At 46.1% G+C, this 16,235-nt stretch carries 17 protein-coding genes; 4 read left to right on the top strand and 13 right to left on the bottom strand.

Annotation, left to right across the window (positions count from 1 at the left end; genetic code table 11):
• Positions 1-11: 11 nt before the first annotated feature.
• From OH455_RS06725 to OH455_RS06695, 7 genes are read right to left on the bottom strand one after another with little or no spacing between them, the layout of a single operon-like run.
• Positions 12-797 carry a LytR/AlgR family response regulator transcription factor gene (locus OH455_RS06725; protein ID WP_269980824.1) on the bottom strand — a complete coding sequence of 262 codons (786 nt, stop codon included), beginning with the start codon at positions 795-797 and terminating at the stop codon, positions 12-14.
• Positions 787-1,845 (bottom strand): sensor histidine kinase, encoded by a 1,059-nt coding sequence (locus OH455_RS06720; RefSeq protein ID WP_269980823.1) that lies wholly within the window; start codon positions 1,843-1,845, stop codon positions 787-789. The genes OH455_RS06725 and OH455_RS06720 overlap by 11 nt, the downstream gene beginning before the upstream one ends.
• Positions 1,845-3,077, bottom strand: coding sequence for a hypothetical protein (locus OH455_RS06715; protein ID WP_269980882.1), 1,233 nt, complete (start codon positions 3,075-3,077; stop codon positions 1,845-1,847). Before OH455_RS06715 ends, OH455_RS06720 begins: the two co-directional genes overlap by 1 nt.
• 34 nt (positions 3,078-3,111) lie before the next feature.
• Positions 3,112-3,861 carry an outer membrane lipoprotein-sorting protein gene (locus OH455_RS06710; RefSeq protein ID WP_269980822.1) on the bottom strand — a complete coding sequence of 250 codons (750 nt, stop codon included), beginning with the start codon at positions 3,859-3,861 and terminating at the stop codon, positions 3,112-3,114.
• Complete coding sequence (locus OH455_RS06705; RefSeq protein ID WP_269980821.1) at positions 3,854-5,113, bottom strand: ABC transporter permease; 1,260 nt, start codon at positions 5,111-5,113, stop codon at positions 3,854-3,856. The genes OH455_RS06710 and OH455_RS06705 overlap by 8 nt, the downstream gene beginning before the upstream one ends.
• Positions 5,101-5,784: an ABC transporter ATP-binding protein gene (locus OH455_RS06700; RefSeq protein ID WP_269980820.1), complete on the bottom strand. Its 684-nt coding sequence runs from the start codon at positions 5,782-5,784 to the stop codon at positions 5,101-5,103. The genes OH455_RS06705 and OH455_RS06700 overlap by 13 nt, the downstream gene beginning before the upstream one ends.
• Before the next feature lie 9 nt (positions 5,785-5,793).
• Positions 5,794-6,426 carry a hypothetical protein gene (locus OH455_RS06695; RefSeq protein ID WP_269980819.1) on the bottom strand — a complete coding sequence of 211 codons (633 nt, stop codon included), beginning with the start codon at positions 6,424-6,426 and terminating at the stop codon, positions 5,794-5,796.
• Between the two features lie 231 nt (positions 6,427-6,657).
• On the opposite strand from OH455_RS06695, the gene OH455_RS06690 reads away from it, so the two are divergent.
• Complete coding sequence (locus tag OH455_RS06690) at positions 6,658-6,906, top strand: hypothetical protein (RefSeq protein ID WP_269980881.1); 249 nt, start codon at positions 6,658-6,660, stop codon at positions 6,904-6,906.
• A 41-nt stretch (positions 6,907-6,947) separates the two neighbouring features.
• On the opposite strand, the gene OH455_RS06685 is transcribed toward OH455_RS06690, so the two are convergent.
• Both OH455_RS06685 and OH455_RS06680 read right to left on the bottom strand, forming a co-directional pair.
• Positions 6,948-8,378, bottom strand: a complete 1,431-nt coding sequence (locus tag OH455_RS06685; RefSeq protein WP_269980818.1) for an NAD-dependent succinate-semialdehyde dehydrogenase — start codon at positions 8,376-8,378, stop codon at positions 6,948-6,950.
• Between the two features lie 51 nt (positions 8,379-8,429).
• A complete protein-coding gene (locus OH455_RS06680) occupies positions 8,430-9,116 on the bottom strand; it encodes a DJ-1/PfpI family protein (RefSeq protein WP_269980817.1) in 687 nt (228 codons plus the stop codon).
• Between the two features lie 123 nt (positions 9,117-9,239).
• Here OH455_RS06680 and OH455_RS06675 point away from each other — a divergent pair, with 123 nt between their 5' ends.
• Positions 9,240-10,187: a LysR family transcriptional regulator gene (locus OH455_RS06675; RefSeq protein ID WP_269980816.1), complete on the top strand. Its 948-nt coding sequence runs from the start codon at positions 9,240-9,242 to the stop codon at positions 10,185-10,187.
• Positions 10,188-10,200: 13 nt separating this feature from the next.
• Here OH455_RS06675 and OH455_RS06670 read toward each other — a convergent pair whose 3' ends face one another.
• The 3 genes from OH455_RS06670 to OH455_RS06660 form a co-directional block, all read right to left on the bottom strand.
• Complete coding sequence (locus OH455_RS06670; RefSeq protein WP_269980815.1) at positions 10,201-11,076, bottom strand: SDR family oxidoreductase; 876 nt, start codon at positions 11,074-11,076, stop codon at positions 10,201-10,203.
• Between the two features lie 159 nt (positions 11,077-11,235).
• Positions 11,236-11,685, bottom strand: coding sequence for a GNAT family N-acetyltransferase (locus OH455_RS06665; RefSeq protein WP_269980814.1), 450 nt, complete (start codon positions 11,683-11,685; stop codon positions 11,236-11,238).
• 129 nt (positions 11,686-11,814) lie between these two features.
• Complete coding sequence (locus OH455_RS06660) at positions 11,815-12,990, bottom strand: aminotransferase-like domain-containing protein (RefSeq protein WP_269980813.1); 1,176 nt, start codon at positions 12,988-12,990, stop codon at positions 11,815-11,817.
• A 127-nt stretch (positions 12,991-13,117) separates the two neighbouring features.
• Between OH455_RS06660 and OH455_RS06655 the strand changes: the two genes are divergently transcribed.
• Positions 13,118-13,987 carry an AraC family transcriptional regulator gene (locus tag OH455_RS06655; protein WP_269980812.1) on the top strand — a complete coding sequence of 290 codons (870 nt, stop codon included), beginning with the start codon at positions 13,118-13,120 and terminating at the stop codon, positions 13,985-13,987.
• A gap of 85 nt (positions 13,988-14,072) precedes the next feature.
• Positions 14,073-14,873 carry an arylamine N-acetyltransferase family protein gene (locus OH455_RS06650; protein ID WP_269980811.1) on the top strand — a complete coding sequence of 267 codons (801 nt, stop codon included), beginning with the start codon at positions 14,073-14,075 and terminating at the stop codon, positions 14,871-14,873.
• Positions 14,874-14,985: 112 nt separating this feature from the next.
• On the opposite strand, the gene queF is transcribed toward OH455_RS06650, so the two are convergent.
• Positions 14,986-15,804 carry an NADPH-dependent 7-cyano-7-deazaguanine reductase QueF gene (gene queF / locus OH455_RS06645; RefSeq protein ID WP_269980810.1) on the bottom strand — a complete coding sequence of 273 codons (819 nt, stop codon included), beginning with the start codon at positions 15,802-15,804 and terminating at the stop codon, positions 14,986-14,988.
• Positions 15,805-16,235 lie beyond the last annotated feature (431 nt).

Here is a 16,235-nt window from a genome sequence, read left to right as displayed (position 1 = left end):
TTTGAATACCATTACCACATACTGGTAAATTTGCTTTGCATCGCTCTGCTGATGGGAATACTGTCGTCACCCATTACCGCCACCATTTTGCCGGTAAAGTCCTTCTTCACTTTATCTATCATCGAGACATTAACCACACTCGAGCGATGTACTTGCCAAAACAACTCCGGATCAAGCTGAGCCAGCAGTTCCTTAAGTGACGTTCGCAGAACATACTCGACTTTGTTGCCCTGCTCTCGCTTGTACAGAGAGACGTATTTATCTTCCGCTTTGAAGTAGAGTACTTCAGACAAAGCAATGAGGTGGATCTCTTCACCTTTGCTCGCTCTAATCCAACTTAAATATTTCGGCTGAGCGGGCGCGTTGAGCTGCTGAATCTGATTCAGCAAAGTGCCAAGCTCTGTCGCGGGTTCAGCGCTATATAACCTCGCTTTCAGTTTTTTAACGCATTGAGTAAGACGAGAATCAGAGACGGGTTTAAGCAGATAATCCACCGCATTAGTTTCAAAAGCTTGGACAGCGTATTCGTCATACGCCGTCACAAACACAATATGAGGTTGGCAATCACGCTTAGATAGCTTCTTCGCCAGTGACATACCATCCAGCCCAGGCATTTTTATATCCAGAAATACCACTTGAGGCTGATGTTGCTCGATCATTTCAAGGGCTTGCTCACCATTCGCAGCCTGCCCGACAATATCGAGTTCTGGCCAATACTCAGCGAGCGCCTGATTAAGATGACGACGCAGCAACGGCTCATCGTCGGCAATGACTGCGGTAAGAAGATCAGTTTGCATCCATGTTTTCCTCAAGTTTCTCCAATGAGCTACGTTGTACAGACAACTGAGCAATCACACCACCCGATGCATTCTCTTTCAGGTTCAGTGACGCATGTTGACCAAACAAAGTGGTGAGCCGATGACGAATATTGTCCAGCCCAATCCCCTGACCAGCATGACTAGGCGTATCGCTAAAACCAATCCCATTGTCAATAACAGAAATGGTCACACTATCCTGATTTTCAGCAACCTCTACTGTTATTTTTCCACCGACAGAGCTGGGTTCAATGCCATGTTGTACTGCGTTCTCCACTAGCGGTTGAACCAACAGAGGCGGTATATTGAGGTCACCCAAATAATGGTCGGAGATTTCATAATTCAAGCGTTCTCCGAGCCGTATTTTTTGAATGGCAAGGTAAGCATCCACCAGCTCTAATTCGCCTCTTAAGGTCGTATTGTACTGACGACTGCGTTGTAACGTCCCGCGTAAAAGCTCAGTCAGTTTCTCCAGCATCCGCTTGGCATTTGTCGCGTCGCAATCTATCAATACGCTAATGTTAGCCAGTGTATTAAACAAGAAGTGAGGTTCAATCTGGCTTTGCAGCTGTTTCAGTTGGCTTAGTAACAGTGCTTTCTCTTGCTCCGTTTGAATACGGCGAGCCCGTTCCAGCTCCTTTTGAGTCTGCAGCTTTTGCTCATGCGTATAGAAATACAGCAAACAAGCCGCTGAGAAAATAAACCCAAGAATGATGACCGGCTTCATCTGGCTGAAGTCGGCAAACTTGTCGTATTTGCTTAACCAATAGTAGGCATTGGTCGTACCAAACACCATTGAAGCGCCAATAGACAACATGCTCAGCTGACGCCGAGTCCAATGCTCACTCGTCCACTGCAATAAATGAGAACTCAATACTGCGCTGTATCCGTAGCCGAAACTGATAAGAATATGCTCCCAAAACGGGCTCGGCCAGATGGCATGTGTTGCGAATGCGATGATGAGGCAAAAAACTGAGGTGAACACCAAACTCTTCAATACGTCTGTCAAACGAGTAGCAAAGTCAGTCATCAAAATTTCCCTTTTAGATTTATAAAAATCATACGCTTATCTGATAGATTTGCATATACGGAGTCATGGCTTCCCGTCATAAAACGGGCTGCAAGTTCAACGTCGACCGAAGTCTGTCCTGAGTCATACGCACTGTAGTGAATCCACTGTGTTGCAATGACACCGCCGTCTTGTGGCGATAATAAGAGATCAAAAGTAGGCTCTACATTCTCCAGCCATAAGGCATTTTTACTCCATTGCCACTGACTCCAGCTAGTAGGATTCAAACTCCAATGAAACATGACATTATGCTGTACCAGATTGATATGGTTGAGCCCCTGAGCGTACGAATGCGGCAGTCCAGCGGTGCTGACACTTTCTGATAAAGCAGCCGCTCTTTCCAGCCCCTGACGCCAATCCTCTTTGCTCCATGCCCGATTGTCATACCAATATTCGACAATGATTTGATTGCCGGCTTGGCTAGCCCAATTAAGCCCAACCAAACCTTGAAAGCCACTACTTTTGTTATCCAGAATCACTGGTGAGTAGAGGACTTGCTGCTCAAACCCTAGGTAGTCTCTCTGGTACACAAAAGAAGCGTGGTACGCCCATGACTCATCATAAACAGACACCATGGAGCCGCCAATTAAGCCTTGTCTTACATCGTCATAGTAAGCAATGCCCTGCCATTCCGTCTCATCTGTCAGCCAGTAACGACGCAGACCAATGCCCTGTTGCTCATTTCTTTGTTCAAGCTCGCTACACTCTTGCTTTGTCCAGCTGGAATCGCTGTAAAGCAAACTCCACTCTCCCGAAAGATCAAAGTATGACGCCATTGCGACACCTGCCCCCTCCTCTACCTGAATTCCCACTGGGTTACGCCGATAAGGTTTGAACAAGTCTAAGGGGCGATATCCATACCCTACTCCCCAATCGAGGCGGATTTTTCCCAGCGTCATATCAAGCGGTAGTACGCCTGTCTCCCAGACTCCTTGCCAAAAAAGCTCCTGAACAATCAACTCATTATCAGCTGAGTCGGATGAGTCGCTCGACGCTAGTTGACTACTCTTTGCTGCTAGCAGGCCGCTCCAATTTTGCCACTCTGCCTGCACACGAAGCAACGCGTCTAGCTGCTCAGTGTGCGACGCCGTATGTGGTTCAAACCAGACGGAGTCTCTGTGCTGATTCTGGCTACCACTGACCGTCCAGTCCCAGTTGAAACGTGGCTGAGCAAGGCTAATGCCTGAAACCATTGCCGCCAACGCAAAAATCAAACGGTAACTCACGTTACAGCTCCGACAGTGCGTTACGCGTCAAAAATGCCGGAATATAGTACTTATCTTCAAGTAGATGAGCCGTCACTTGCCGATATTCAATCACCGTTTTCTTCGCTGGCTGAATCTTGTCAATCAAGGTCATGCTCACGACTCTTGACTGGCCATCGCGCTCACCCTGTTCAAACAATGCCTGCTTAGCCAGCTTGCCAGATTTTAAGTACAAATCGGCTTTGATCGGGAAGTCGCTCTCCGATTCCAACCATAATTCGATGCGATCATAACTCGCCCCTTGCGTTACAGACTGCAGAGAAAGCTGGTTTGCCAACACCGCACGCTCATTGATGGTCAAGGTTTCCTGTGCCGTCAGCGTCGCTCGGTAGTCCTGACTCCAAGTGAGAGTAGTTACATCGCCAACGGAGGCTTCACCGAGTAGCTTTTGCATTGGTGTTATACGGATCGGGCGACGACTTTTAGGCATCACTAGCCAATAGTCGTCTCCCAACATCAGCATCTTTTGCCCCGCTTCAACCGGTGACTTAAACACAACCAAAGACTCGCGTTCAGGGCGTGTATAAACATTGTATTGGCGTGTTTTATCCAGCTCTCCGTTTTTATACAAGGTAACGAGAGACACAACTTTGGCGGACGCTGTATCAAGGCGGTAGGCGTCTGCATTTTTGACCATGGTTTCCGTGTCATTAGCAAGCACGCCAACACTCAACAGACTCAATCCGATGGCAATAGAAAGTGATTTAAACATAGGTCAACGCCTCCGTTATCGGCTTATTGACACCCTTTCGGGCGGAAAGAAACGCAGCGAGAATGCAAATCGCCATGACACCCAACGCGCTGTAACTCAGTAGCTCGGGTGAAAAATAGATATTGAGTGGATAGCCGTCGGTTCGACCGGGTGGTGGTGGCATTTGCACATCCACCACCATCAGGGCAATACTAGTGAAGGCTGTTAGAAGCCCACCTAAGAGTGTGCCGATGCCAGCTAACAGTGCTGCTTCGCGCACAAAGCCCGCCACGATTTCCGCAGGATATGTGCCTAACGCGGACAAGGTTCCGATTTCTCGCGTTCTTTCCGTCACCGACATCGTCATGGTATTAAACAGAGCAACGAACACCACCAGCGACATCACCGCCCCCATAATGCCGAAGATTCGATCGTATAAGTCTTTCACTTTGGTGTAGAAAAAGGCTCTTTGCTGCCACGGCGTGACTTCCAGTGCTTGGCGGTGTGGCAAAGAAGCGAGTTGTTCTTCCACCCAACTCTGAAGCTTCAACGTGTTTTGTGTTCCGTAAAGGAAAACCGACAAAGTACTCACTTTGTCACTCACCAATAGTTCCTGTACCGATTCAATATGCAGGTATAGCTGGCGCTTATCGAAGTCCGGTACACCCGTTGAATAGATACCATGAACTTTAAAATCGAGTGCATTTAGCGCGCCGTCGCTCGTCGTTGCAAGCACGGTGATCCAGTCACCAATTGATACGTTGAGATTACGTGCCAAATCGACGCCAAGCATCACCTCAGGCTCCGAGGGTTGAAATCGCGAAGAGCGAATATCAGACAAGGTTTTGCCCTGACGCACGTCGAGAAACGGCCCCTTCATATCGAACTCACGTTCATTCACGCCAGTACCGACAAAAATGGTCGATTTATTACCATTTGAGACCAGCCCTGTGAACTCAATCCTAGGCTGAATGCCTCGTATATCCGGATTCGATATCAGTTGTTTGTAGATCGCAGCGCTGTCTTCCAGACCATTCGCAAATGGCATGTCTTCATCTTTCTCGAAAAATCCGGGAAGGCTGATTGTCAGATGGCCCGTATCCCGCGCCGTTGATTCTTGGAGTGATTCATAGGTGTAAAGCCCAAACCCACCCGCTGACGTCAAAGCAAAAACGGCAATCGTGATAATAAGAGCGGACAACACATTGCGACGACGATTTCGCAGCAAATTCAGATACGCTATGCGCACTGATTGAGGAACTAACTGGCCCATTTCATCGCCTCCTCGCTTATTCTGCCATCCACCAACGAGAGTGTGCGGTCACATTGATTCGCCATTCTTTGGTCATGAGTGGCAACAATGAAGGTTGTCCCGAGCTCATGACCAAGGGTTTTCATCAGTTCAATCACACGCTGCGCGGTATGGCTATCCAGACTGGCGGTTGGCTCATCGGCAATAACTAGCTTGGGTTGATGAACCAGCGCCCGTGCAATGGCGACACGCTGTTGTTGACCACCCGAGAGATGATCAGGTCGATGGTGAGCAAACTCTTCCAACCCCACTTTGCCAAGCATTTCCATGGCGAGCCGTTGCTGCTGTTTGGCAGAGTATCCGTTCAACATTAATGGGTACGCCACGTTTTCCCATGCATTCATTACGGGAACCAAGTTAAAGCGCTGGAATACAAAGCCCATGCTGGTCCGCCTCAATTGCGCTGATTGTTGTGGCTCTTTCGGGTATGCCGAACCATCGAACGTAACCTGACCTTCATACTCACTATCAAGCAAACCAAGAATATTCAGTAGTGTGCTTTTGCCAGAGCCTGATGGGCCACAAAGAGCGACCATTTCACCATTACTAATTTCGCCAGTGACGTTGCTGAGTGCCTCCACTCGCTGCTGACCGAGTTGGTACTGCTTGGCTAGATTTTGAAACTGCAACATGCTCTCTCCTTAGGCGTTATTGGCCATCGCTATCGCTTGTAACGTCATCGGATGTTGGGCATTGAGCGTTGACATTTCCTGTGCCCATTTTTGTGCCTGTAAGCTGTCTTCTGCGCGAATGGCGGCCTGAATGGCGTAGATGTAAACCCAGGCAATCGCATCAAAGGATTGAGACGTAAAAGCCTGTTCAGAGAGAAGCCCTGAATACAGTTCATAACCGCGTTCGAAATGATTAAACATGTCGGGTAGTGACGTATAAGTCGCCGCCGCGACCGCTCTTGCCAAGAGTGACTCAGGTAGCCCCTGACGAATCTCTTGCAACGGAACGGGGGTTGTACCATCCGATAGCATATCCAACCCTTTAGCAATCGTACCGAGCCCTTGCTCGACGTATTTCATCTTGTTCCAAGGAAGAAAAGCATCGCGTCCCTTCAAGGTTTGTGTGCTACCGAGATAGACCAATGTCAGAGCATCACCGCCTTGTCTTTCGATCTGACCTTGCAGCTGCTGATAAACGGATTCAACCTTATCTTCATCGCCTTGAGCGGCTTGATTATATTGCTCTATTAACTTGTCACTTGGCGCCGCGACCGCTTGAGCGCTAACCAGTAAACACAGACCTAATTGATGCGTCAATTTCATTTTGTCGTTCCTTCTTCTTAGCTGATGTTCAAAGGTTAATCAGCGATGGGCAAGGCTGCTTGGGTATGCGACGAATGGTGGTTAGAAGACGTGAATGGTAAAAATGGAGCGTGAATGGTGAGATTTTGTTCAGCCTTTGCAGCTTATCTGGAAATCAACGGCTATGATCGTTAAAGTAGCGCCATGATTATTTATCGCATTGAAATTCAATGTGACGAGAGAGAAGAAATTATGTTTAGCGATGATCGCATCATTGATAATCTGGAAGAGCTTGAAGCTTTTCTCCTCGCTGTAGAAAGCGGCAGTTTTGGTTTGGAAGGCGTTGCAGGGATCGCACTTGCGACAAACAACGCTGATGGCCGCCACTTTGTGGCAGTACTGGATGATAATCATCAACTGCTGCTAGCTCGCTGGGTGACCGACGAAATTTTCAAAACAGGCCAGGATTTAGTCCGCAACGGACCGAAGAAAAGCCATTAAAAAAGCCCGCAATTGCGGGCTATTTTATTGCTTAATCACAGTTAGCTCAGGCCACCGAAGCAAAGGTATTTAACATCCATATACTCATCAATACCTTGCTTGGCCCCTTCGCGGCCAATACCGGATTGTTTAACGCCACCAAAAGGCGCGACTTCTGATGAGATAATCCCATCATTAATCCCAACCATGCCATATTCAAGTGCTTCAGCCACCTTCCAGATACGACGAATGTTATCACTATAGAAGTAAGCGGCCAGACCGTAGATAGTGTCATTGGCCATCTCAATCAACTCTTCGTCGCTCTCGAACGCCAAGACTGGTGCCACAGGGCCAAAAATCTCTTGGGAGACAATATCCATTTCTTGAGTCACGTTCTTTAGGATAACCGGAGCAATAAACTGTCCAGCTTGAGGCACTATGGGTGAAACAGGCTGCGCCCCTTGTTCAATCGCCCCTTGAATTAAACACTCAATGCCCTCTTTGGCGACTTGGCTAATCACAGGTCCAATATTGACGCATTCTTCCAAGCCGTTCCCAAGTTTGAGCTGTTTTACCGCTTCATCAAATTTAGCCACAAATTCGTCGTATACATTGTGATGAACATAGAAGCGATTAGCACACACGCACGTCTGGCCTGCATTGCGGAATTTAGAAGCCACAGCTCCAACTACGGCAGCGTCTATGTCCGCGTCGTCAAATACGATGAACGGGGCGTTACCGCCCAACTCCATTGAAGTGCGTTTAATATCATGGGCACTCTGCTGCATCAAGAGACTGCCGACGCGAGTTGACCCCGTAAAAGACAGCTTGCGAATCAGTGGGTGAGAGGTAAACAGCGCCCCAACTTCTGGCGCACTCTCACCTAGAACCACTTGCAATACATCGCGAGGAATACCCGCCTGATAGGCAAGTTCTACAACCGCAAACGCAGACAGCGGCGTCAGTTCAGCCGGTTTCACCACAAAGCTACAACCTGCAGCAAGCGCAGGAGCGGCTTTGCGAGTAATCATCGCTATCGGAAAGTTCCACGGCGTAATCGCACTCGCGACACCGACTGGCTGCTTAATAGTCACCATACGCTTGTCGGGCGTTGGCGCCGGAATGGTTTCACCATAAGTGCGTTTTGCTTCTTCAGCGAACCACTCAACAAAGCTCGCACCATAGAGCACTTCACCTTTCGCTTCCGCTAGTGGCTTACCTTGTTCTAGGGTCATCAAACGACTGAGGTCATCTTGGTTTTCAACCAGTAATCGAAACCAACCTTGGAGGATAACAGCTCGCTGTTTACCAGTCAGCTTGGCCCACTCTTTCTGAGCATTATGAGCCCGAACAATTCCCTGTTCGATTTCCTCCTGAGTGGAAATCGGAGCATAACCCAGCAGCTCTTGTGTCGCGGGGTTATAAACCGCAACACTTCTGTCCTGATCCGACACCATAAAAGACACTAAACTCTGATTACCTATTTGCTGCATTGTGATTACCTTGTTCTTCGTCGATTGTGGTTTTTAAACCACACGGCACTCCTAAAAAGTCTGATTTGAGAAGCGTGAGTATTGTAGGGTATCCGCAACCTCTTGCGCTTTAGATTGGGAACTCATTAAATGTAGAAGCTTTAACGCAGCCTGATAACTAACCAGGCTGCCATTGGATGTAAGTACGTTACCATCGACAACATAGTTTTTGTCTGTCAGTACCTTAACTTTCGGGTAGTCACGTTGAAAATCACGCTCACCTCCTGCCCATGTCGTCGCTTGTTTACCATTTAACACACCTGCTTCAGCTAATAGATAAGCACCTGAACAATTGCTTGCCATCCACTCTGCAGTTTTGGCTGTTGAGGAAATATAGCGGATCAAAGCTTTGTTATTGACCAATGGATCCATATCGTAACTGGACGTAAGTATTAAAGCATCAAGCTTAGGGGAATCACCAATCCAGGTATCCACTCCCAACTGTAATCCTTCTTCTGTCGTCACAGTCATTGTATCCGTGACTGAAATGGTCACCACTTCATAATCACTGAACCATGTTAATCGGTTCGCAACGCCAAATACTTCTAGAGGTGCGGTAACATCTGATGTCAATACACCATCATAGACTAATACGCCGATAGTCTTATCCGCTGCCGATACGGTTGGCCCAAATACCATTGAGAGCAAAAGAAGCGTAGATAGCATCGTCATACGGATGTTTAATTTATCAATTTTCATTATTTATCCCCATTATGTGAATCAAATTAGTCATCACTATCTTAGCGAGCATCTTTAATGATTGAAGTGGCATGTTAACCTATCTATAGTGAATTATATTCATGAATAAATGATGGAGTTGAAGTGGATAAACTACGCGCATTGCGCTTTTTCATCACGACTTTAGACACAGGCAGTTTCGCGGCAACGGCGAAAAAATATGGCACAGACCCATCGACCGTGAGTAAAGCTGTGAACAGGTTAGAGTCTGACCTTGGAATACAGTTGTTTCTTCGCTCTACACGCCAACTCAACTTAACCCTCGCGGGACAGCAGTACGAACAAACCGCAAGGCACGTGCTCAATGAACTCATCACATGCGAAAAAGATCTAAAACAGGCTAACAGCTCACCATCAGGTACATTGAAACTCAATTTACCCGTCTCTTATGGCCGCCGTTATATTCAGCCGTTGTTAAAAGAGTTTCGTTACCAATATCCAAAGATTGACTTGGACATCTGCTACGATGACTCCTATATCGACATGGTTGATCAGGGTGTCGATGTGTCAATTAGGTCGGGTGTTGTGCAAGACCGGCAGTTGATCGCTCGCCAACTGAGTCCTATCGATTACTTGATTTGTGCAAGCAAAGAATACCTCAAACAGCACGGGGCGCCAAAAGGACCTCAGGACTTTCACCATCATACCTGGATACGCTTTCGCTTTAGACAAACAGGAAGATTACTCGGGCTAAAACTCGCTTCCACTGAACATATTCATTCAGTCGAATCAGCCCAAAACATTGTCGTCAATGATGGTGAATCAATGGCAGAGCTCTGTGCTCAGGGACTAGGGCTAACACAGATTCCTCACTTCATCGCTCGGGACTGGCTTAAAAGCGAACAATTAATCCCTATTTTCCCCAGCTTTCGTCCACCAAACGAAGGCGTTTATATTCTTTACCATCAACGTGAATACATGCCGTTGCGAGTGAAGCTCTTCGTCGACTTTGTGGTGAAATCAATACAATCCCAAGGTGAGACTCCACGGCATACTTGGGCCAAGCACCTAGATATTAAACTGCCCAGATAATATAAGCGCCTTGTCATTTTGGCTTATGTGCCGCTGTAAACAATTCTGAATAATAATCCCTAATTTTATGCCGTCCATAAACTGGAGCAATTGAGTCCTTGCCCATAACCGTCAAGAAAAATTCAGCCGCTCCCCCCCATTTTTCGGGTAGGTTTTGCATTACAAGTAAGGTTAAACGCCTCAGGTAGTCCGGCAATCGGACAATGTTCACATCTTTATACTGTGCGTCAAAAGCAAACTGTGCGATCTGAATAGTGGTTAATACTTCAGGGCCTCCTACGTCCAGTTCTTTCACATTAGACTGGATGGCTTCAATACAAAATGTCGCGAGATCTTCACCATGAATTGGGTTTAATTTCTTTGCTGAAGAACCAAACAGGTACACACTACCTTTAGTTGCCATGTGGTAGATTTCGGCCAAATCTGAGAAGAAGCCATTTGGTCGAATAACGCATGGCTTTAACCTCTCTGAGCTGAGTAAACGAGAAGCAAACCTTTCCTTAGCACTGAGCAGACGAACACTAGAATACTTTGCTGCATTAAACGCTGAAATATAGATAAATTTCTCTACACCTGCGTTTTCCGCCTCAAGCAAGACGTTGAGATTGGCTTGATAGTCGATATCCTCATACTTCAAACCATCTTTTTGACGAGTAATACCCAAGCAAGAAATCACAACGTCAACGCGGTCACAAATACCTTTAAGCTGATGCTGGTCGGTCACTTCTGCCTCAATAATCTGAGATTCACTAACGCCGATCTCTAGCAGCTTCTGTGTATTGCGAGCCAACGCAACAAAGTCTTGACCACATTCTTGCAGTTGCTTGACGACATACAGGCCTAAGTATCCCGTCGAACCCACTACTAAAACCTTACTCGGTGTAGTCATGATAGTTTCCTTACCTTTAAAGCTTCATACTCAGCTAGTATTCCGTAATGCGGCTATTCTCTCACGCCATGAGAGAGACCTCGCTCATCTTAAAAGTGGGCGCTATCCACTCAAGACCAACTGGAGAAAAACAAGCAGAACAAGAGTATTAACGCTCTTTTAGCAACAATCATGTTGTTTATTCACACCTAGAGGAAACGTCATTTCAACCAACCCATTGACTTCAGATGATCGAATAAAGCCTTTGGACTGATACAAATTGATCGCAGGATTCTCACTAAACACACGTAAAACGAGCTTAGTCGATTGAATGTTAAGTGCGTGTACAGCCGCTAGGTCAAGGCACTTGGCTCCAATTCCTTTTCCTTGATACTCAGGTAAAAGTTGCAGATCTCGCAGGAAAGTGATGCCATCAGCATAGCTAAAACGCAGCACTCCGACACGGGTATTATCTAAGTGAACCTCATAATTGTCTAACTCTTGCCAACTGTTGAGAAATTGATTGTGATCCCAAATGATCCCACGAGTTTGATAATAAGGTGCCATATTTGTCTTAGTTAAGTATTCTGCAAATAAGGCATCATTACCGACTTTAAGCTGCACATTCATACCTTCTCCTTACTTTAAACATGTGTTTTCTTACAAAGAATGGATAAAATAAAAGACCTAATAAATAGGTCTTTTATATATTATCTTCCACTCATCGTCACTCAGTGAGCGGCGACTTATTTGTTTACATTACACGTTTTCGAGTTCAGGTCCACGGATCGACGTTCTTAATCCTTTAACCAAACGCTCAACGGCTACCGTCAGCTCCTCTGGCGAGGCATTGGTGTAGTTAAGTCTTAGCGCAGGCTTTGCCTCATCTGCATTTGGATAGAATACAGGGCTCGGCACAACTGCCACACCATTTGCTAGTAAAGCTTTTGCCAGTGCAAACGTGTCGCATGATGGTAACGTCACCCAGATAAACATGCCACCTTCAACAGGCTTCACTTCACAACCGACCGGTAGTTGCTTTTGTAGCTCTGCAAACAACTTCTCATAGCGGGATTGGTACAGGTCTCTGACCATACCAATATGCGCTTCAAAGCCTTGATGTTGTAATAAGCCCAGCAGCAATGCCTGCATAGGGACACTTGAATGTAAGTCCGCTCCTTGCTTGATTTTGATAAGCGGTTCAAGATATTCACTATTGCCACTGACAATGCCAACGCGAAGACCTGGAGAAGCAATCTTTGAGAAAGAACGCAACACAATAGAATGTTGTGGGCAGAAATCTGAGACCAGTGGAATCGCCTGACCTGAGAATCTCAACTCACGGTAAGGGGCATCTTCAATCAGCACAACATTGTATTGCTCACACAATGCACCAACCTGCTGACGCGTTTCCAACGTCCAACAAACACCGGTTGGGTTGTGGAAGTCTGGCACAGCGTAGAACATCTTAGGTGACTGTTCAGCGAAACTCTTCTCAAGCGCATTTAAATCAGGGCCCGTTTCAGTCTGAGGTACGGTGACAATATCCGCCTGCACCAAACCAAATACCTGCATCGCGCCAAGATAGCTCGGCGCTTCCATAACCACTTTATCACCCGGGTTGACATAGGCACGAGCAATCAGATCTAGCCCTTGCTGAGATCCTGTACACGCCATTGCGGTGTGTGTCTCTGGCAGGTCAAAGTATTCTGCCAAGAACTCTAGAAGTGGCGCGTAGCCTGCGGTTGCTCCGTACTGGAAAACTTCCGGCATCGATGAAAGGCTTTCTAGTGTCGGCTTCATTAATTCAATTGGAAATGTGCTTTCGTCTGGTAAGCCACCCGCGAGCGAGATAACATTTTTATCCGATGCGGCAGCGAGAATTTCACGAATATATGACGACGAGATTTGTTGCAGGGAGCGAGCGATTTCCATAACAGTTCCTGAGTGTAATTTTAGAATTTTTATCGTCCAAAAGACGTTAATGAAGTGTATAACCCATTGATGAAAATAGGATGTCCGTTTATGCTGTTCAACATGTCCGTTTATGCTATTTTTCTTTATGAGTCGACAACACATATTCCGTATCAATGACGTGCTTTATCATATTCATAAAGATATCAGCAAACCACTGCCAGCCAAGGAATTAGCGGATATTGCCGCCTATTCTGAGCAACACTTTCATCGCATTTTTAAACAGGTGGTCGGAGAATCTATCCACCAATATATCCGCCGAACACGAATGGAGTATGCCGCCAACCAATTGATGTTTGAACCGCATTCTTCGGTATTGGACATCGCCAACAAATGCGGCTTTCACTCTGTTTCTTCTTTCAGCCGAGCATTTAAATCCACTTTCAGCGTCTCTCCCGGAGAGTGGCGAAAGCACGAGCAACAAAACATCGATAAACCCTATCTCAAAGATCCTGAAATCGCCGCAGGCTATCACCGCGTCGCCAAAAAATCCCTTCCCGAACCTAAAATAATCGAAACCCCCGATCGTCTAGCCGCCTATATTCGCCATGTAGGTTATAGCCGAACGGTAAAAAATGCTTGGCGAGTCTTAACTTCGTGGGCAGGCAGCGAGGGGCGTGATACATCACGTCAATACGGTTTGCATCACTCAAACCCCGCGTTGGTTGAACTAGATAACTGTCGCTACGTAGCCTGTATCGAGATAGATACACAGATCAAGGTTCGCGGTATCGTTAATCAGTTAGTGATACCGGGTGGACTACATGCGGTATTTCGCCTCACCGGAGTTTATGGAGAGCTGCTTCCTCAAATCAGCAAGGTCCATGAACAATGGTTGCCTGAATCCGGCTTTAAGCTGGGTCCAACGCCAGCCTATGTTCACTATCACAGGAATCACTTCCTGCATGAAGATGAACACTTTGAACTCGATTTTTACCTGCCTATCAGTTTTTATTAGGCAATCCTAATCATCAAGGCTCAGATTGAATTGTTTAAACCACTTCTGTTACCGTGTCATTCCTCATTAACAACGGAGCTGTTTAATGGACTCAAGTAGGCTAAACCAATATCTGGCTAAGATCGGGCTCTCATACATACCCCAAACCACCATCGAAGACCTTACTGTCCTCCACCGAGCGCAACATCGCAGAATTCCTTTTGAAAACTTTGATGTAGCGCTTCGTCGTACTATCAATTTGTCTGACGATGCTTTGTTCGAGAAATTGGTTCTACGTGAACGGGGTGGTTATTGTTTTGAAGTCAATGCCTTGCTACTAAATGCTCTGAAAAGTTTAGGCTTTGACGCAACACCCTTGCTTGGTCGAGTCCACCTTGGACCAGAACCTTCAGGCCGGAGCCATCTGGTATCACTGGTCGTGCTTGACGGACAGGAGTGGATTGTGGACGTTGGATTTGGGTCCCATACTCCACGAACACCGATACCTGTTGTTTTTGACAGGGAAATCCCCACCGATTTACAAACCTTGCGCTTCGAACAACACTCCCTATACGGCGCTATGCTTCAGGCAAAAATAGACGATGAATGGATTGATCTTTATAGCCTTGATTTTACTCATGTCTGCGCTAGCGATATTGCTTATGGTAATTTCTATATGTCAACTTGCCCTGACTCAAGCTTTTTGCAGAAACGGCTCGCAACAATCCCCACAGACGACGGTATTATCACGCTGCTTAATAGCACGCTAAAGATTAAGGCGAACGGACATATTGAGGAAAAAGAGATCGCTGAAGATGAGAGTTATCTGATGGTTTTAAAACAAATGTTTGGCATTGAGCTGGACGCAAACTTTGACGATTTCATACCACTCAACAAGGATATGTAACAGAGTCGGCAGAGCAGATATAAACAAGGCATCTGCTCTGGACAGCGAACCTAAGAGTTAGGCTGAATTGGGCTCCCCCCTTTCAGCCTAACTTGTTGTGTGACGTATTTGGTTACTGTCTCGGGTTTCGACCAGAGCAAATTTCATCTTCAAAGTCACTACGATAAGGGTTGATATCAAGGCCGCCACGTCGCGTATATCGAGCAAAAACTGTCAATTTTTCAGGAGCACAGCATCGTTTAATATCAGAATAGATGCGTTCGACACATTGCTCATGAAACTCATTGTGTTCGCGAAATGAGATGAGATACTTAAGAAGACTTTCGTGATTGATTTTGGCTCCAGTATAACGAATGTATACGCTTCCCCAGTCTGGCTGATTCGTCACCAAACAGTTCGATTTCAAGAGATGAGAACATAAAGATTCAGAGACGTATTCATCCACTGTGCTTGCGCATAGCGCATCCGCATCATACTCAAACGAGTCTACGGTGATATCCAAACCATCAATACAATCAAATTGCTTATTTATAGACGTTTGTTGTGGTTCATCTACTTCCATAAACGATACCGTCACTTCAGCGCCAGCAGCATTAGTTAAGTCGGACTGCATTGTCTCAATAACTATATCTTGCGATTCAAAACAGGTTTGATTGAAGCTATTTAAATACAATTTGAATGACTTCGATTCAATCAAGTTGTTGGACGTATGAGGAATAATAAACTCTGCGATTGCGACAATGGGCTTTCCTTTATTGTTCAACCATGACACTTCAAAGGCCGTCCATAAGTCAAACCCAGCATGAGTGGCGACCTTAAGATCTTTAATCTCGTTTCTGCCTCTTTGTCTTGGGATAGGATCAAGTAATTCAGGTCGATACTGAGAGATATACTCGCTTTTTTTACCTAGGTTCTTATCATAAGTGGTCATTATTATTTAATTCCTTGACGTTGATGAAGCGGGAAAACAGTTTCCTTGCGAAATAAATGGGGCTGACACTACATATTGCCTAACAGATCTTGAGACAGTCTAACTGAGAAAAACAGCGGAAAGCCGGTTACTTGGTGGTGTATAAAAGAATGCAACAATGGAACGCATCATACTGATTTCGTCTTCTATCGGGAAAAACACTATGTTGCCTCTAAAGTGTGTCCAGTTACTCATTATTGCTCTTCACCTTTGTGCGGGCCATAAAACCAAACCAACACCAAAAATACAATGCCACCTGTAGAATATCAATGCACTCAAATATACACACGCACCCTATCTGATGCATCTGTTTTTATGTTTGAACTGTGATTATCAGTAACGAAGGTATCGCGTCTTGACTTCAAGAAACCACCTATTGGCAGCGGTTAGTT

This window comes from Vibrio sp. T11.5, assembly GCF_027587155.1.
GTDB lineage: Bacteria > Pseudomonadota > Gammaproteobacteria > Enterobacterales > Vibrionaceae > Vibrio > Vibrio neptunius.
This window is presented reverse-complemented; position numbering and strand designations above follow the sequence as displayed.